This is a genomic window from Streptomyces sp. NPDC047049 (genome assembly GCF_040643995.1).
GTDB lineage: Bacteria > Actinomycetota > Actinomycetes > Streptomycetales > Streptomycetaceae > Streptomyces > Streptomyces mooreae.
In genome coordinates this window covers 52,390-68,889 of record NZ_JBEYVM010000001.1, presented here as the reverse complement: position 1 = coordinate 68,889, position 16,500 = coordinate 52,390, and the positions used below count along the sequence as shown (strand labels likewise).

21 protein-coding genes are annotated in these 16,500 nt (G+C 71.1%); 13 read left to right on the top strand and 8 right to left on the bottom strand.

Annotated elements, in window-relative coordinates:
• Positions 1–120: 120 nt before the first annotated feature.
• Together ABZ851_RS00330 and ABZ851_RS00325 are read left to right on the top strand one after the other, a co-directional pair.
• Positions 121–741 carry a chaplin family protein gene (locus tag ABZ851_RS00330; protein WP_361120002.1) on the top strand — a complete coding sequence of 207 codons (621 nt, stop codon included), beginning with the start codon at positions 121–123 and terminating at the stop codon, positions 739–741.
• 199 nt (positions 742–940) lie between these two features.
• Positions 941–1,786, top strand: a complete 846-nt coding sequence (locus ABZ851_RS00325; RefSeq protein ID WP_361119999.1) for a nitrilase-related carbon-nitrogen hydrolase — start codon at positions 941–943, stop codon at positions 1,784–1,786.
• A gap of 129 nt (positions 1,787–1,915) precedes the next feature.
• Here the strand turns inward: ABZ851_RS00325 and tatA are convergent, their stop codons facing one another.
• From tatA to rpmB, 3 genes are all read right to left on the bottom strand, one after another.
• Positions 1,916–2,131 carry a Sec-independent protein translocase subunit TatA gene (gene tatA, locus ABZ851_RS00320; protein ID WP_361119996.1) on the bottom strand — a complete coding sequence of 72 codons (216 nt, stop codon included), beginning with the start codon at positions 2,129–2,131 and terminating at the stop codon, positions 1,916–1,918.
• A 113-nt stretch (positions 2,132–2,244) separates the two neighbouring features.
• On the bottom strand, positions 2,245–2,550 hold the full coding sequence (gene rpsN, locus ABZ851_RS00315; RefSeq protein WP_361119993.1) for a 30S ribosomal protein S14: 306 nt from the start codon (positions 2,548–2,550) through the stop codon (positions 2,245–2,247).
• A complete protein-coding gene (gene rpmB / locus ABZ851_RS00310) occupies positions 2,550–2,786 on the bottom strand; it encodes a 50S ribosomal protein L28 (RefSeq protein WP_361119990.1) in 237 nt (78 codons plus the stop codon). Before rpmB ends, rpsN begins: the two co-directional genes overlap by 1 nt.
• A gap of 73 nt (positions 2,787–2,859) precedes the next feature.
• Here rpmB and rpmG point away from each other — a divergent pair, with 73 nt between their 5' ends.
• From rpmG to ABZ851_RS00285, 5 genes are all read left to right on the top strand, one after another.
• Positions 2,860–3,024 carry a 50S ribosomal protein L33 gene (gene rpmG, locus ABZ851_RS00305; RefSeq protein ID WP_006604069.1) on the top strand — a complete coding sequence of 55 codons (165 nt, stop codon included), beginning with the start codon at positions 2,860–2,862 and terminating at the stop codon, positions 3,022–3,024.
• Between the two features lie 5 nt (positions 3,025–3,029).
• Positions 3,030–3,284, top strand: a complete 255-nt coding sequence (locus ABZ851_RS00300) for a type B 50S ribosomal protein L31 (RefSeq protein WP_311626790.1) — start codon at positions 3,030–3,032, stop codon at positions 3,282–3,284.
• Positions 3,284–4,432 carry a GTP-binding protein gene (locus tag ABZ851_RS00295; protein WP_361119985.1) on the top strand — a complete coding sequence of 383 codons (1,149 nt, stop codon included), beginning with the start codon at positions 3,284–3,286 and terminating at the stop codon, positions 4,430–4,432. Before ABZ851_RS00300 ends, ABZ851_RS00295 begins: the two co-directional genes overlap by 1 nt.
• Positions 4,433–4,567: 135 nt before the next feature.
• Positions 4,568–4,804, top strand: a complete 237-nt coding sequence (rpsR, locus tag ABZ851_RS00290; protein ID WP_361119982.1) for a 30S ribosomal protein S18 — start codon at positions 4,568–4,570, stop codon at positions 4,802–4,804.
• Between the two features lie 425 nt (positions 4,805–5,229).
• On the top strand, positions 5,230–5,469 hold the full coding sequence (locus ABZ851_RS00285) for a DUF397 domain-containing protein (protein ID WP_086718280.1): 240 nt from the start codon (positions 5,230–5,232) through the stop codon (positions 5,467–5,469).
• Between the two features lie 94 nt (positions 5,470–5,563).
• Here the strand turns inward: ABZ851_RS00285 and ABZ851_RS00280 are convergent, their stop codons facing one another.
• Positions 5,564–6,046: an ATP-binding protein gene (locus ABZ851_RS00280; protein ID WP_088799174.1), complete on the bottom strand. Its 483-nt coding sequence runs from the start codon at positions 6,044–6,046 to the stop codon at positions 5,564–5,566.
• Between the two features lie 313 nt (positions 6,047–6,359).
• Here ABZ851_RS00280 and ABZ851_RS00275 point away from each other — a divergent pair, with 313 nt between their 5' ends.
• The 6 genes from ABZ851_RS00275 to ABZ851_RS00250 all read left to right on the top strand — a co-directional run bounded on the left by ABZ851_RS00275 (position 6,360) and on the right by ABZ851_RS00250 (position 12,215).
• Positions 6,360–7,223 (top strand): helix-turn-helix transcriptional regulator, encoded by an 864-nt coding sequence (locus tag ABZ851_RS00275; RefSeq protein WP_361119978.1) that lies wholly within the window; start codon positions 6,360–6,362, stop codon positions 7,221–7,223.
• Positions 7,224–7,307: 84 nt separating this feature from the next.
• Positions 7,308–8,765, top strand: a complete 1,458-nt coding sequence (locus tag ABZ851_RS00270; RefSeq protein WP_361119975.1) for an aldehyde dehydrogenase family protein — start codon at positions 7,308–7,310, stop codon at positions 8,763–8,765.
• Positions 8,766–8,918: 153 nt separating this feature from the next.
• Positions 8,919–9,467: a DinB family protein gene (locus tag ABZ851_RS00265; RefSeq protein ID WP_361119972.1), complete on the top strand. Its 549-nt coding sequence runs from the start codon at positions 8,919–8,921 to the stop codon at positions 9,465–9,467.
• A gap of 62 nt (positions 9,468–9,529) precedes the next feature.
• Positions 9,530–10,246, top strand: coding sequence for a PadR family transcriptional regulator (locus ABZ851_RS00260; protein ID WP_361119969.1), 717 nt, complete (start codon positions 9,530–9,532; stop codon positions 10,244–10,246).
• Positions 10,247–10,329: 83 nt separating this feature from the next.
• Positions 10,330–11,427 (top strand): ATP-binding cassette domain-containing protein, encoded by a 1,098-nt coding sequence (locus ABZ851_RS00255; RefSeq protein WP_361119966.1) that lies wholly within the window; start codon positions 10,330–10,332, stop codon positions 11,425–11,427.
• Positions 11,424–12,215, top strand: coding sequence for an ABC transporter permease (locus ABZ851_RS00250; protein ID WP_361119963.1), 792 nt, complete (start codon positions 11,424–11,426; stop codon positions 12,213–12,215). Before ABZ851_RS00255 ends, ABZ851_RS00250 begins: the two co-directional genes overlap by 4 nt.
• A 106-nt stretch (positions 12,216–12,321) precedes the next feature.
• Here ABZ851_RS00250 and ABZ851_RS00245 read toward each other — a convergent pair whose 3' ends face one another.
• The 4 genes from ABZ851_RS00245 to ABZ851_RS00230 all read right to left on the bottom strand — a co-directional run bounded on the left by ABZ851_RS00245 (position 12,322) and on the right by ABZ851_RS00230 (position 16,346).
• A complete protein-coding gene (locus tag ABZ851_RS00245) occupies positions 12,322–13,143 on the bottom strand; it encodes a hypothetical protein (protein ID WP_361119961.1) in 822 nt (273 codons plus the stop codon).
• Positions 13,140–13,994 carry a DUF692 domain-containing protein gene (locus ABZ851_RS00240; RefSeq protein WP_361119958.1) on the bottom strand — a complete coding sequence of 285 codons (855 nt, stop codon included), beginning with the start codon at positions 13,992–13,994 and terminating at the stop codon, positions 13,140–13,142. The genes ABZ851_RS00245 and ABZ851_RS00240 overlap by 4 nt, the downstream gene beginning before the upstream one ends.
• A 96-nt stretch (positions 13,995–14,090) precedes the next feature.
• A complete protein-coding gene (locus ABZ851_RS00235; RefSeq protein ID WP_361119955.1) occupies positions 14,091–14,303 on the bottom strand; it encodes a hypothetical protein in 213 nt (70 codons plus the stop codon).
• 81 nt (positions 14,304–14,384) lie between these two features.
• Positions 14,385–16,346 carry a glycosyltransferase family 4 protein gene (locus ABZ851_RS00230; RefSeq protein ID WP_361119952.1) on the bottom strand — a complete coding sequence of 654 codons (1,962 nt, stop codon included), beginning with the start codon at positions 16,344–16,346 and terminating at the stop codon, positions 14,385–14,387.
• Positions 16,347–16,500 lie beyond the last annotated feature (154 nt).

The following is a 16,500-nucleotide window of genomic DNA, read 5'->3' as shown; positions in this document are numbered from 1 at the left end:
CCCCGCTTGTGTCTCCGGGCGGCCGGCGCCGCGTAGGGGCTGCCGGCCGCCCGGTCGTGCGAGCGGCACGCGCGGGCGGGTGGCGGTCCGTGGGCACTGACTGCAGAGGAGGGACGAGAGATGCGACAGAGCCTGAAGACATGCGTGTTCGTGGCAGCGGCCGCGTCGGGCGTGCTCGGCGCGAGCGGCAGTGCGGCGTACGCGGATGCCGGAGCCGGGGGAGGAGCGAAGAACTCTCCCGGGGTGCTGTCCGGGAACAGCATCCAGGTGACCGTGGACACCCCGGTCAACGCGTGTGGCAACTCGGTGGACGGGGGCGCGGCGCTCAACCCGGCGATGGGTGCCTCGTGCGGGAACGGTGCGGGTTTCGGAGCCGCGGCCCGCAGGCCCCTGAACGCCGCCCCGCCGCCCCCGGTGGCGCAGCGGCCCGCGCCTGAGCAGGTCCGGCGGCACACGGCCCCGGAAGGGACGCCGCACCGGGAGCGGCCGCCCCGGGCGCAACCGGCGAAGGCGGCGCCGAAGCACGCCCGGAAGTCCGCGGAGGACCCCGGGGCGGTGCCCGGGCCGCGGTCCGCGCGGGACGCGCGGGTGGGGGCAGAGGAGCGGGCCGGGGCCTCGGCGGGCCCCGCGCTGCTGGCGTCCACCGGTCCCGGCGGGCTGGGTGTGGTGGCCGGTACGGGCGGCGGGCTGCTGCTGGGAGGGGCGCTGCTGCTGCGCCGGTCCCGTACGCGTCGCAGATGAGTGCGAAGGGCGTATGCGCCGGGCGGGGCCCCTGGGGGCCGGGGGCTCGACGGCCGGCCGAGCGGGTCCGGCGGCCGCTCGGCCCGGTCCGCCCGGTCGAGCCGTCCGTCGGCTTCGCCGCGGGGCCGTGCCGCGCGCTGCACCCTCTGGCAAAATTGGGGTGAAAGCCGCAAAAGCGATGGGTCGATGAGGTGGGGCCATGCTCGTTGCGCTGGCGCAGACGGACTGTGTACTGGGCGGGGTGGCCGAGAACCTCGATGTCGCCCGTGAGCAGATCGAGCAGGCGGCGGCGCAGGGTGCGGATCTTGTCGTCTTTCCCGAACTGAGCCTGCACGGTTACCACTTGGGTGCGCTGGAGCGTGACGCGTCACTCGCGGCGAGCGATCCGAAGCTGCTGGAGCTGAGCACCCTGGGCCCCGATGTGCTGGTCGGCTTCCACGAGCACACCAGTCTGCGGGCCTACAACACCGCGGCCCACTACGCGGCCGGTGAACTGGTGCACGCCCACCGCAAGCTGTACCTCCCCAACTATCTGGCCTGGGAGGAGCGCAAGCACGTCAGTCCGGGGCAGTCACTGCGCGCGTACGAGCTGAAGCGGGACAAGAGCGGGGGCCGGGGCGCGACGCTGGTGTGCAATGACGCCTGGCAGCCGGCCCTGCCGTGGCTGGCGGTGCAGGACGGGGCCGAGGTGCTGTTCGTCCCGACGAACAGCGCGGCGAGCCTGGACCCGGAGGCGATGGACACCGGGCTCTACTGGGACACCCTGCTGTCCTATACGGCGAAGATGCTGCAGTGCTGGGTGGTCTTCGTGAACCGGGTGGGCAATGAGCACGGCGCGGCGTTCTGGGGCGGCTCGCGGGTGGTGGACCCCCGGGGTGCGGTGGTGGCGCAGGCGCCCAAGTGGGAGACCTCGCTGGTCACCGTCGAGATCGATCTCGCCGAGGCGCGGCGGCAGCGCCGGGCGGTGCCGCTGGTCGCCGAGGCCCGGCTGGGGCTGATCGACCGCGAGGTGCGGCGGCTGATCGACGAGGGCGGCGATCACTGAGCGGCCCAGGACTGCTGAGCGGCCGGCTGGAGATCACGGAGCGACCGGAGATCACGGAGCGACCGGAGATCACGGAGCGACCGGAGAGCGCTGAAGGCCGGAGACGACTGAGCGGCCGGCGGCCCGGCCTCAGTGGCGGGCGGCGGTCTCCGGGCGGGGTGTGGCCTCCGGGCCGGCCGTGGCGTCCGGCCCATCGGCCTTGAGCGTCTTGGCCTCGGCCTTGAGGATGCGCATCGAGCGGCCCAGGCCGCGCGCCATGTCGGGCAGCTTCTTCGAGCCGAAGAGCAGCACGAGGACCGCGATGATCAGGATCAGATGCCAGGGCTCGAAGGCGTTGCGGAGCATGCGCGCGCTCGCTTTCGTCGGGAGGGGCGGCGGACGTTCTGTCCAGTATCACCCCAACGGTCCGGCCGTCCGGTCCAGGGGTCGCCCCCGGGGCCGGACGGCCGGCGGCGCGGCTACCAGCTCGCCTTGCGGACCCCCGGCAGGTAGCCCGCGTGTGCCTGTTCGCGCAGCCGTACGCGGGCCAGGCCGAAGGTGCGGAGGTAGCCGCGCGGGCGCCCGTCGACGCTGTCGCGGTTGCGCACCCGGGTGGCGCTGGCGTCCCGCGGCTGGCGGGAGAGTTCGCGCCGGGCGGCGGTGCGCTCCTCCTCGGGGGTGTGCGGGCTGCGGATGACGGCCTTGAGGACCGCGCGCCGGGCCGCGTAGCGGGCGACGGTCAAACGGCGCTTCTCGTTCTTGGCGATCTTGCTCTGCTTGGCCATCAGACCTTCTCCCCTCGTGCGCGGATCCGGGCGACGGCCGCCTCGATCCCGATCGTGTCCACGGCCTTGATGCCCTTGGCGCTCAGCGTGAGCCGGATGTGCCGGCCCTCGCTCTCCAGCCAGTAGCGCTTGCGCTGGATGTTGGGGTCGAAGCGGCGCGGGGTGCGCCGGTGCGAATGGGAGACGGAGTTGCCGAAGCCCGGCGCGCGGCCGGTCAGCTGGCAGTGGGCGGACATGGCGCGGTCCCTTCGGTCGGGGCCCCTGATGAGAGCCTATTGAAAATGGAAACCATTTCCGTATACTAACCCCATGGCCCGCAACGAACTACGCCCGGTCGTCAAGCTCCGGTCCACCGCCGGCACCGGCTACACCTACGTGACCCGCAAGAACCGCCGTAACGACCCCGACCGCCTGGAACTGCGCAAGTACGACCCGGTGGCCGGCCGCCATGTGGCCTTCCGAGAGGAGCGCTGAGCACCGTGAAGCCTGGAATCCACCCCGCCTACGGGCCGGTCGTCTTCCGCGACCGGGCCGCCGACGTCGCCTTCCTGACAAGGTCGACCGCCACCAGCGAGAAGACGATCGAGTGGGAGGACGGCCGCACCTACCCCGTCATCGACGTCGAGATCTCCTCGGCGAGCCACCCCTTCTACACGGGCAACGCCCGGGTGATGGACACCGCGGGCCGCGTCGAGCGGTTCGAGCGCCGCTACGGCACCCGCGGGGCCCGCTGATGGAACCGCTCCACGTCGTCCTGGTGGGCGGCCTGCACGCGGAGGCGCGGCAGGCCGCCGTCGAGCGGCTGCTGCACTCCGTCCCCGGCAGCGTCGCCCTCCACCACGACCTCGCCTCGGCCGCCGAAGGCACCGTGCGGCGCACCGTCCGTGACGCGGGCGGCACGCTCGACACCGGTGACGCACCGCTGGTCAACGACTGCGCCTGCTGTGCGCTCCGCGAGGACCTGGTGCCCGAGCTGGAGCGGCTGGCCGCCGGGCGCACCTGCCGGCTGGCCGTCGTCGAACTGTGGGACTCGGTCGAGCCCAAGGCGATGGCCGAGGTGGTCACCTCCTGCGGGAGCGAGAACTTCGCGCTGACGGGAGTGATCACCGCCGTCGATCCGGCGCTGCTGCTGCCCTACCTCGGCTGCGGTGACGACCTCGCCGAGGCCGGTCTCGCCGCCGCGGCCTCCGACCGGCGCACGGTCGCCGACACCTGGGCGCGGCAACTGGAGTACGCGCCGGTGCTGGCGATCGCCACGGGGGAGGAGGAGCCGGACCCGGCCGATCTCGCGCTGCTCGCCCAGCTGCATCCGATGGCACACCAGGTCCCCGTCGAATCCGCGGAGTTGGCGGCCGCCGCGAGGGCCGGTTTCGATGTGGCGGCGGCCGCGGCGCGCCAGCACCCGGCCTGTGCGCTGCTGCCGCAGGAGGCCGATGCGGAGGGTGTCGGCACCCTCGTGTGGCAGCACACCCGGCCCTTCCACCCCGAGCGGCTGTACGGCGCGCTGGAGGACCTGACCTGCGCGGCCGCGCGTAGCCGGGGCCGGTTCTGGCTGGCCGACCGCCCCGACACCCTGCTGTCGTGGGACGCGGCCGGGGGAGCGCTGTGTGTGGAGAACGCCGGGCCCTGGCTGGCCGCACTCCCGGACGCCGCCTGGGAGATGGTGCCGCCGATGCGGCGGGCCGCCGCCGCGCTGGACTGGCACCCCGAGCACGGCGACCGCACCCAGCATCTGGTCTTCACCTCGCCGGGCCTGGACCGCGAGGGCCTTGCATCCCTCCTGGAGTCCTGCCTGCTCACCGACGCCGAGTACGCGGGCGGCCGGTCGGCCTGGAAGAGCCTGCCGTCCGCCTTCGACGCCCTCCTCGACCCTGTTTCGTGAGCCGGCCGCGGCCGTCAGCCCGTCCCCCGGCCCGTACGGAGCCGGTTCCGCCCGGCCCGTTCACGTCAGCCCCCCGCACCCCGTACGCACCACCGCACCCCGTACGCACCCCCGCACCCCGTACAAGGAAGCCCCATGCCCCGTCGGCACGACCCGCGCCGGACCTCCACGCCCCGCCCCAACCCGCTGGACGCGGCAGGCATCACCTACATCGACTACAAGGACACCGACCTGCTGCGGAAGTTCCTCTCGGACCGCGGCAAGGTGCGCAGCCGACGGATCACCCGGGTCAGTGCGCCGCAACAGCGGCAGCTCTCCCGGGCGATCAAGAACGCCCGGGAGATGGCGCTGCTCCCTTATGCGTCACGGTGACGGTCGCTTCCTGGTGACGGCCGTCTCCTGGTGACGGGTGCCGTCCGGTGACGGGCGGGAGGCCGGCGGAGGTCCCCTGCGGATGACGCGCAGGGGACCTCCTGGCGTGTACGGGCGGGGCGGGGGCGCCCCCCGGAACCCGCGGGTCGGCCGGACGCCCGCCGCCCCCGGAACCCACAGAGCGTGGCGCACGTCTCTTCCCCGGCCGTGAAGGCTTCGGGCCCGTGCTCCGTACCAGGTAAGGGGCGCACCTGAGCAGGGGCGACGAGCGGAAGCCGGCCGCGGGAGAGCGGCCGGACCGGGTGCTCGACGAGCTGTGACGGCCTCTGCACCGGCTGTCGTGCACGTGCATCTGCGCATGCATCCGCATGAGAACGCGGCTATGCTCCCGGGCAGTTGACACCATTTATCACCGGGAGACCCCTGTGCTCCACGCATACAACGGCATGGCCGCCACAGATCTCCGTGATGTGGCATGGCAGAAGAGCAGGCACAGCAACTCCCAGGGCTCCTGCGTGGAGTTCGCCAAGCTGCCGGGGGGTGACATCGCCGTACGCAACTCCCGCTTCCCGGACGGTCCCGCGCTCGTCTACACGCCGGCCGAGGTCCGGGCGATGCTCCTCGGCATCAAGGACGGGGAGTTCGACCATCTCGTACGGGACTGAGCGCCCGTGGGGTCCCGGCGGTCGTAGGGGTGTCTCCCCGTACACGGCAACCGGGCGCCCGTACGTGACGGTGCGCCCGGTGTGCGGGAAGCGGCTACGGCAGCCGGAAGAGGGCCCACACGATCTTGCCGTGCGCGGCACCGGCCAGCGGATGCCAGCCCCAGCTGTCGCTGAAGGAGTCCACGAGATACAGCCCGCGACCCGACTCGGCAGCGGAATCCGCCTCCCCGGCGACCGGTGAGTCATCGCTCGGGTCCCGTACGGCACAGATCAGCCGGGAGGACCAGCGCATCAGATGCAGCCGGGCGGGCGGGGTGGCGTCGTGGTGCTCCGGGGCGGCCAGGATCGCGTGCCGCAGGGCATTGGTGACGAGTTCGGAGACCACGAGGGCGACCGAGTCGAAGAGATCGTCCAGATCCCAGCCCTGCAGGGTCTCGCGAGTGAACGCACGTGCACTGCGCACCGATTCATAGCGCGGCGGGAGCGTGCGGGACGCCGATCCGGAGACAGCCATGGGGTCGACGGGAGGAAAGCCCTGCCATAACGGCTCGAGCATGGTCAAAACCTTGGTCCCCATGCGAGGCACTCCTGGCGTTCGCGGACGTCATGACCCTGGCCGGTCAGCCGGATCTGGCGGATCTTTCACGAGCGTGCATGCGTGCGACGCCTATGGTTCCCAATGCGCGGGACAGATGCAAGGGCAGATGCACGTGCACGTGCCGTGATTGCGCCAGCCCGGACGGTTTTCCTCCGGATTCTTCCCGTCAGTTCGTGTGGAGGGGTTGCGTGGGCCTCACACCTCAGTAACCGGATGAGCACTCAACGAAGCCCGAACGTGGCAGACTGCGGCCCACTGTTGGACGGGGTGGGGTCACAGGAGGGTCTGAGAGGTGTCCGCAAGTGAGTCGAGCGGGTCGGTGGTGCGGCGGATCCTGCTCGGGTCGCAGCTCCGTCGGCTGCGTGAATCGCGCGGGATAACCCGTGAGGCGGCCGGCTACTCGATCCGTGCGTCCGAATCCAAGATCAGCCGCATGGAGTTGGGCCGCGTGAGCTTCAAGGCACGGGATGTGGAGGACCTGCTCACGCTGTACGGGGTCGGTGACGCCCAGGAGCGCGAGGCGCTGCTGTCCCTGGCGCGCGAGGCGAATGTGGCCGGCTGGTGGCACAGCTACACCGATGTGCTGCCCGGCTGGTTCCAGACGTATGTGGGTCTGGAAGGCGCCACTTCGCTCCTCAGGTTCTACGAAGTCCAGTTTGTGCACGGGCTGTTGCAGACGGAGAGCTATGCGCAGGCCGTCGTCAGACGGGGCATGCCGGAGGCCGGGCCCGCCGAGATCGAGCGCCGCGTCGCGCTGCGCATGGAGCGCCAGAAGCTGCTGGTGACCGAGCGGTCGGCGCAGTTCCACTGTGTCCTGGACGAGGCCGCGCTGCGCCGCCCGTACGGCGAACGGTCCGTGATGCGCGAGCAGGTGAAGCATCTGATCGAGGTGTCCGAGAGACCGAATGTGCGGCTCCAGGTGATGCCCTTCAGTCTGGGAGGGCATGCGGGCGAGAGTGGCGCCTTCACGATGCTCGGCTTCCAGGAGTCCGGTCTGCCGGACGTCGTCTACCTGGAGCAGCTGACGAGTGCGCTCTATGTGGACAAGCCCGAAGAGGTGGCGCAATACGCCCGGGTGATGGACCGCCTCCAGGAGGAGGGGCCGAATCCGGCCGAGACCCGGGACCTGCTGCGCGGGCTGCTCCAACTGATGTGACGCGTCGGTAGGATGGCGCACCATCAGGAGTCAGCACCCCCCAATGCGGCGCCCTGAGCGCCCTGTTCTCCAGATCGGGATGGCATGTCCTACTTCGACGAGTTGGCGTATCAGTTCATCGACGGCGAGTGGCGGGCCGGCAGCGGTTCGTGGGACATCGTCGACTTCAATCCCTATAACGGGGAGAAGCTGACCTCCATACCCGTCGCCACGGTCGAGGAGGTCGACCAGGCCTACCGTGCCGCCGAGCGCGCGCAGCGGGAGTGGGGCGCCACCAATCCGTACACCCGGCGGACCGTCTTCGAGCGGGTGCTGCGGATCATCGACGACCGTGAGGCGGAGCTGGCCGAGACGATCGCCGCCGAGGTCGGCGGCACGGTCGTCAAGGTGGGCTTCGAGCTGCATCTGGCCAGGGAGTTCCTGCGCGAGGCGATCCAGCTGGCGCTGCGCGCCGAGGGCCGCATCCTGGCCTCGCCGATCGACGGCAAGGAGAACCGCCTCTACCGGCTGCCGGTCGGTGTCGTCGGCGTCATCAGCCCCTTCAACTTCCCCTTCCTGCTCTCCCTCAAGTCCGTCGCGCCGGCCCTTGCGCTCGGCAATGCGGTCGTCCTCAAGCCGCACCAGAACACCCCGGTGTGCGGCGGCGGTCTGGTCGCCAAGATCTTCGAGGAGGCGGGGCTGCCGGCGGGGGTGCTCAACGTCGTGGTCACCGATATCGCCGAGATCGGCGATGCGCTCATCGAGCACCCGGTGCCCAAGACCATCTCCTTCACCGGTTCCGAGAAGGTCGGCCGGCATGTCGCCACGGTCGCCGCGTCCCACTTCAAGCACTCCGTGCTGGAGCTGGGCGGCAACAGCGCACTGGTCGTGCTCGACGACGCCGATGTCGACTACGCGGTGGACGCGGCGGTCTTCAGCCGCTTCGTCCACCAGGGCCAGGTCTGCATGGCCGCCAACCGGGTGCTCGTGGACCGCGCCGTGGAGCAGGAGTTCACCGAGAAGTTCGTGGCCAGGGTCGCGGCGCTGAAGGTGGGCGACCCCACCGACCCGCAGACCCATATCGGTCCGCTGATCAACGAGGGGCAGGCCGAGGCGATCACCTCGCTGGTGGACCGCGCGGTCGCCGACGGCGCCTCGGCGCTCCTGCACGGCGAGACCCGGGGCACGCTGGTGGCACCCAGCGTGCTGAGCGGTCTGCCGGAGGACTCCCCGCTGCTGCAGCAGGAGATTTTCGGGCCCGTGGTGGTGCTGGTGCCGTTCGACGGTGACGACGAGGCGGTGCGGCTCACCAACACCACGCCGTACGGGCTCAGCGGCGCCGTGCACACCGCCGACATCGAGCGGGGTGTGCGGTTCGCCAAGCGGATCGAGACCGGGATGTTCCACGTCAACGACGCCACGGTGCACGACGAGCCGATCGTGCCGTTCGGCGGCGCGAAGAGCTCCGGCGTGGGGCGGCTGAACGGCGACGCGATGGTGGAGGCCTTCACCACCACCAAGTGGATCTCCATCCAGCACGGGCGGTCGCAGTTCCCGTTCTGAGCGGCGGGGCGATCCGGGGGCATCGGCCGTGGGTTGCGGACAGAAGCTGACCGCATGGGTCCCTACCGTGAGTGATGTCGAAGGCGGACGGCGACGAGCCGGCCGCCGGGGGATGTCACGAGACGTCACAAGGCGTCCGGAAAGGCGGATCTCATGCCCACTCACGTTCTTGCCGAGGCCCACGGCGACGAGGCCGGCGCACTGCTGGCCTTCCTGGAGGCCCAGCGCGGCGGGCTGCGGCGGGCGGTCCTGGGGCTGACCGACGCCGAGGCGGCCCGGCGGCCGAGCGCCGGCGAGCTGTCGCTGGCCGGGCTGGTCAAGCATGTCGCGCAGACCGAGCAGACCTGGCTCGAGACCGCCCAGGGACGGCCGCACTCCATCCAGCGGACCCCCGAGACCTGGCACCTGAGCTTCCGGCTCGAGGACGACGAGAGCCTGGCGGGGATGCTGGCCTTCTGGGACGAGGTCGCACGGCGCACGGAGGACTTCATCCGCTCGCTGCCGAGCCTGAACGACACCTTCCCGCTGCCCGAGGCGCCGTGGTTCCCGCCGCAGGCCCGGCAGTCGATGCGCTGGCTGCTGCTGCACCTGATCGAGGAGACGGCCCGGCACGCCGGTCACGCCGACATCCTCCGTGAGTCCCTGGACGGCAAGACGGCCTTCGCCCTGGTGGACGAGGAACGCACGGCGAGGCAGGGGTGAGCGCGGGCCCTGCCGGGGCGTTCTAGGCTGACGGCAGGGCATGCGCAGGGATAGAGGAGACGATGTCGGCGATCCGGCTGTTGGTATTGGGCGCCGTGCGGCAGCACGGCCGGGCGCACGGCTATCAGGTGCGCAACGACCTGGAGTACTGGGGCGCCCATGAGTGGTCCAACGCCAAGCCCGGCTCGATCTACCACGCGCTCAAGCAGATGGCCAGGCAAGGGCTGCTGCACGCCCATGACATCGCGCCCAGCACCGTGGGCGGCCCGCCGCGTACCGAGTACGAGCTGACCGCGGCGGGCGAGGCGGAGTACTTCGCGCTGCTGCGCGCGGCGCTCGCCCAGCACGACCAGAAGGTCGACGTACTCAGCGCGGGCATCGGCTTCGTCGTCGACCTGCCGCGGGCCGAGGCGGTGGCGCTGCTCAAGGAGCGGGTGCGGGCACTGGAGGACTGGCGCGGCACCGTCACCAGCCACTACACCCCCGAGGAAGGGACCGGACAGCTCGGCCACATCGGCGAGATCATGAATATGTGGGTGCACTCCGCGGACAGCGGTGCGGAGTGGACGCGGGGGCTGATCGAGCGGATCGAGGGCGGCGCGTATGTCTTCGCCGGCGAGGGCGAACCGTTCGTCGGCGTGCTCGCCGAGGGGCAGGAGAACCCGTACGCGACGCAGGACGCCCCCTCCGGGGAGGACGCGGAGGCCGAGGGCGGCGGGGACGCGGGGCACGAGGGCGGCGACGGGGTGGGCGAGAGCGTCACCGCGAAGGCTGATTAATCAAGTTTGACTAACCGCTAGGCGGGCACTACCTTTCCGCGCGGGCATGTAGTCAAACTTGACTACACCGGAGAGGAGATGTCGTGACGGACCGCGATCAGGCGATCGTCGTCGAGGCACTGCACAAGCGCTACGGCACCAAAGCGGCCCTGGACGGGCTGGACCTCACCGTGGCGCAGGGAGTGGTGCACGGTGTCCTCGGACCCAACGGCGCAGGCAAGACCACCCTCGTACGGATCCTGTCCACGCTGCTGCGGCACGACGGCGGCCGGGCCGAGGTCGCCGGCTTCGACGTGCTGCGGCAGCCGGACGAGGTGCGGCTGCGGATCGGGCTGCTCGGTCAGCACGCGGCGGTCGACGAAGAGCTCGGCGGGCGGCAGAACCTGGAGATGTTCGGGCGGCTCTGCCACCTCGGGGCGCGCAGGGCGGGCGAGCGCGCGGACGAGCTGCTGGAGCGGTTCGGGCTCGCCGACACCGGGCGTAAGGCGGTACGCCACTACAGCGGCGGGATGCGGCGCCGGCTCGATCTGGCGGCAAGTCTGGTGCGGGCGCCGCGGATTCTGTTCCTGGACGAGCCGACGACCGGGCTCGATCCGCGGGCCCGTACCGAGGTGTGGCAGGCGGTGCGCTCGCTGGTGGACGACGGTACGACGGTGCTGCTGACCACGCAGTATCTGGAGGAGGCCGACCAGCTCGCGGGCCGGATCTCGGTGGTGGACGGCGGCCGGGTGGTCGCGGACGGCACCCCCGACGAGCTGAAGTCCGCGACCGGCGGCGACCGGATCGACGTCGTCCTGCACGACGCCGGACAACTGGGCCGGGCAGCCGGTCTGTTGGCGGAGGCACTGGGGAGCACGGCGGGCGGCGGTGCGATCGCCGCGGACGCCGGGGCCCGGCGGTTGAGCGTGCCCGTCGCCGACCGGATGGCGGGGCTGGCCCAGGCGGTACGGGTGCTGGCCGCGGCGGGGATCGAGGCGGCGGACCTCGCGGTGCGGCGGCCGACGCTGGACGAGGTGTTCCTGCATCTGACGGGGGACGGGGCGGCCGGCGGTACGGGCAGGACGGGCGATACCGGCGGTGCGGCCGGTGCGGGCCCGTCGGCTGCCGCGGCGGCGGGTGCGCACACGGCAGGCAAGGCACGCACGGCAGGCAAGGCGAAACAGGAGGGCACGGCGGTATGAGCGGTATGACGTGGGCGGTCACCGATTCCTGGACGATGACCCGGCGCGGTCTCGCGCACTGGGCGCGACAGCCGGTGCAGGCGGTCGTGCAACTGGTCTTTCCGGTACTGCTGCTGCTGATGTTCGGGTACTTCCTGGGCGGCGGGATGGCCGTGCCGGGCGGCGGCGATTACAAGGAGTACCTGGTCCCGGGGATGTTCGCGCTCACCATGGCGTTCGGGCTCGAATCGACGATGGTCGCGGTGACCCAGGATCTGGGCAAGGGCGTGCTCGACCGCTTCCGGTCGATGCCGATGGCGCCGTCCGCGGTGCTGGTCGGCCGCAGCGCCTTGGACATGCTGCAGTCGGCGCTGAGTCTGCTGGTGATGATCGGCGTCGGGCTGGCGATGGGCTGGCGCTGGCACGGCACCGCGGCCGACGCGTTGGCCGCGGTGGGGCTGCTGCTTCTGCTGCGGTTCGCGATGCTGTGGATCGGCATCCATCTCGGCCTGCTCGCGGGCAGACCGGAGCTGGTGCAGGCGGTACAGATCCTGGTGTGGCCGGTGGGCTTCCTCTCCAACGCCTTTGTCTCCGCCGCGTCGATGCCCGGCTGGCTGGGCGCGATCGCCGAGTGGAACCCGATGTCGGCGACTGCGAGCGCGGTGCGTGAGCTGTTCGCCAACCCGCGGTGGTCCGGGGACAGCTGGGCGGCGGGCCACGCCGGACTGCTGGCCGTGGTGTGGCCGCTGGTGCTGCTCGCGGTGTTCTTCCCGGCGGCGGTGCGGAGGTACCGGGGGCTGGGGCGGTAGGGCTGACCAGGAGCGGGCGCAGGGCGGAGCCCGTGGGCTGCTGTTCGGGGCGCTCGCTCCTTCCCGGCAGAGGCCCAGGTCCGGAGCCGCGGCGTGACCCGATGTCTCACCGGAGGGTGATCGCCCCGCGTTCCGCGAGACTGGTGCAGAGGTCGAGGCAGTGGGCAGCGAGCCGATCCGGCGGCGGGCTCGGACTCAGGTGCGCCGCCAGCTCGTCGACCGCAGCGGCCAGGGTCCGGCTTCCGGTACAGGCCTGGAGGAGCATTGCGACGGCCTGGTTGATCTCGTCCTGCCGGACGCTTCCGTCGGGCATCCCCTGGAGCAGCAGGAGGGTGCGGCGGGGGCCGGCGGGCGGGGGTGGCTCACCGCGATCGTGGCAGGCGACAATCTCCTCGATGTCGTGGTCGAGGGCGAGCAGCAGCGCGGAGGGAGCGAGCCGGGGCCGTACGCGGTGGAGGTCGGCGGTGACCTGGGGCAGGTGCGGGGCAGGGGCGGAGGCGGGCGTGAGGCGGATGCGAACCAGCGCGGTCTCGTAAGCCAGCACGTCGGGCAGGTATGCCGGGCCCGGTGCGGCGGTCCGTTCCGACTCCTTTTGGAGGAAGTCGGCAAAGGCCAAGGCCTGGTGACGCTTCTTCGGGTCGAGGGCCGGGCTGCGCAGGCTGTACTCCTCCACCAGGGCCGTGAGCCGCTCACCGAGTGTCCAGGCCGTCAGCGGCAGCACATCCGCGATCTTCGCGACCCGATTGGCGAGCAGGAGCCGGGAGAACATTGACACACGGGGCTGGTCCAGCTCGCGCAGCCGGTCCGCGATGTCCTGCCGGCCGGGCCAGGCGGGGCCGTCAGCCGGGGCGTGGTCCAGTACGGCCTGGCGCGCCAGGGGGTCCGTGAGGAAACGCGCCAGCGCCTGCTGTCGTTCAAGCTCGCTCATGGCGCCGCCTCCTCGCACCGGGCCGTCGGCCAGGACGGGGCGAGGACCTTGCGGACACCGGCGAGTTCAGCCAGCAGCTCGGCGGGGGGCGGGAAGTTCTGGTCGCGTTCGATCATGACGGCTTTCAGGGCGGGCATGCGCGGAGCGTAGGAGCCCAGCAGCTCCAGGACGTCCTGGGGGACCGGATGGCTGTGGGTGTCCAGCAGGACGCCGTTGTGCCAGTAGCCCCCGGCGAGGTGGATTTGCAGGACGCGTTCCAGCGGGATCCGGTCGAGGAATTCCGTCGCGGTGTACTCCAGGTTGGTCGCGTTGTTGACGACGTTGGTGAGGTCGAGGAGCAGATGGCAGTCGGCCCTGTCGACGACCTCGGTGAGGAACTCAGCCTCGCTGAGCGTGGACCAGGGGACGCGGAAGTAATAGGAGATGTTCTCCACCGCGAAGGGCTGGTCGAACTCCCGCGCAACGCTCTTGATGTTGCGGGCCGCGATGCGGGCGGTCTCCGGGGTGAAGGCGAGCGGCGTCAGCTGGCCGAGGCTGAGCCCGGGGACCTGGGTGAAGCACAGGTGGTCGCTGATCCACTCGGGGTGCACCCGTTCGGCCAGCCGCTGGATCTTTCCGACGTACTCGGCGTCGGGGGCCTGGTCCGTGCCCAGGGACATGTCGACGCCGTGCAGGAGGACCGGGAACCGGGCGGACAGGTCCACGGCCTCCGCATCCCGTTGCGGTGGGGCGTCGATGTACTGGTCGGTGAGGAGTTCGAGGAAGTCGATCACGTCGGCCGACTCCAGGATCATCTGACGCAACTCCTGCCGGTAGCCGAGCCCGACGCCCAGAACAGGTGGTCCATGCATGTTCTTCACCTCCGCGGGTGGTGCGGGTCGCTGTCGTGTGGTGTGGCTGGCCACCCGTTCCGCCTCGGCGCGCCGAGGCGGAACGGGCGGTGGGCCTCAGCCGGTGGGCGCTGCTGCCGCGCAGACGACGCAGATCAGGCAGACGATGCAGGTGATCTGCCCGGCCGCCGCTCCTCGGGCCGGCTTCATGGCGCGCAGCTCGAAGACGGTGTCCTCGCCACCAAGCGCCTTGGCCGCCTTGTATTTCGCGGCGTTGACGGTTCCTCGCACCTCGATCGCGTCGTTCGACTCGTTGGCGGATTCGCTCATCGTTCCTCCTCTTCGTGATGGTGCGGATATGTGTTGCCGCCGCTGGGGCGGCCTGTCGCGCTTACCGGGATCCGGGGCGCGTCAGTCGAAGGTGACGAGCCCCTCCCAGAACAGGCCTTCGAGGAGGTCGCGGCACTGCCGGGACGCGGCCCGCCCCGGATCCCGGAAGGCCGCCGGATAGCGCTTCCGGACCGCTTCCTCGATCTGGGCGACGGTCGGACGCCCGCCGGCCCGCAGCAGCCGGATGACCCACGCGGTGGGTTCGCTCACCCGCAGCGGAGCCGCCGCCTCATGGAAGAGGACGCGCAGCGGACCCTCGCCCGGGGCGCCCGGCCTCCCCTGCGCCAGGGCCTCGATGACGGGTTCCACGTCGTGGGCAAATTCCACGATCTCCCCCTCGCCGACGAACACCGGCCGCGCCCGCTCCGGGTGGGCCCGCCATCCGCCGTCCGCTCCGGGTGCCTCGACGGGTTTGCGGGCCGGGCCGGCGTCACGCGCCCATTGATGGATCTTGTACTCGTACCGGCACACGTCACGGCTCACCGAGGCGGGCTCCGGCAGCAGGTCCAATAGCAGCCGGCCGACCCTGAGCGCCGTGCCGCGCCGGGTTTCGTTGTCGTGGCCGGTGGCCGGGAGTCCCGGCACGGTCCGGCGGCGGAGCCGCTGCTCGTCGTCGGCCGTCAACAGGGCCCGGGTGCGCGGGTAGAAGCGCCCCACGGCACGCAGCACGCGCTCCGCGTCCGAGGGGGCGTCGGCCGTCGTCCGGGGGCGGGACCCGTACGTCGGCGGCTCGGCCGCGACCTCGGTCAACAGCCCTTCCAACTCGCCGATGTACGAGTCGTACGACTGCTCGTAGCGCAGCTCGGCATGGCCCCGCAGTCCGATCGCGCGGGCGCGGGCGCTGTCCTCCAGCGCGTAGCGGAGGCTCGCTGCCAGGTCCTCGTGACGGCGCGGATTGGTGACGATCACGTTCCGGCGGTCGCGGATCGACGTCCGGAAGAGCTGCTTGGCGGCGACTTCGGCGGAGACGACGAGCGGGCCTCCGCAGGCGATGACCTCCGTGGGGATCGTCGGGGTGTGCGCGGCGATGGGGAATTCGCGCTCCAGGAAGGCGACCGCCGTGCAGCTGCGGATGAAGGCGGGGATGTGCCAGTGCGGTACGAACGGGATGAGGTGCACGTGATCGCTGAGTCCGAGCTCCTCCGCCAACCGCCGGAAGGCCTGCTCCTGCCATCCGTGGGACGCGGCCAACAGGCGGAACCGGAATCCCTCGTCCCGCAGCCGCGCCATGGCATGCAGCACGTCCAGTGAGCCCTTGTACTCGCCGAGCTTTCCGTACATACCGAGCACCGGCAGGTCGTCGTCGGGGTAGGGGCCCGGACTGCCGCCGGTCGCGAGCCACTGGCCGAGGGAGCGGGATGCGCCCGTCGGGTTGAAGAACGCGGTCGGCAGCCCGAACCCGGCCTGCGCGGTGAGGACTTCCTCCGGGACGCCGGCCTCCAGCAGCCGGGCCCGCGAGGGGCCCCGGGAGATGACCCGGTTGGCGCCGCGCAGCACCTCCGTGTAGGTGGTGCGCAGCTCCGGGAGCCGCATGAGGCGGTGCAGGTCACTGCCCGCGTGCTTGAAGACGTACGGCACCCCGGTGAACCGGCCGGCCAGAAAGGCCGCGAGGCCATACGGTTCCAGGTAGTACGAGAAGACGACCTGGCAGTCGTGGTCGCGGATCACACCGGTCGCGATGCCGGCGAGCCGGCTGACGGTGGGATTCCCCAGGGGGATGTAGTAGAGCTCCCGGCGGTCCGGCGGCCGGGTGCTGAGCACTGTCACCGATCCGCCGGTTTCGGGAAATCGCGGCTGGTAGTGGCCGCCTTCGGCGAGATCCGCCTCGGGAATGCGGATACGGAAGGTATCTTCGACCTCGTCGGCGTTGGTGACCACGACGACCTGATGGCCGCGTTCGGCCAGGCCCCTCGCCGCCCAGTAGCAGTGCATGCTGACGCCGCCCTGGATCGGGGGGTATTTGGTCAGAAAGCAGATTCGCATGTGGCCGCCCCTAATGTTTCCGCGCTCAATCAGAAGCTGTGAGACTCGACTGAAGCCGACCGTGGATACACTGAACCGGATAATCTGCGATGCGTAAATGGCGGATCAGGCCAAACAGGATATTCCCACACGCCTCGTGAGTCGCCGTCAGTTC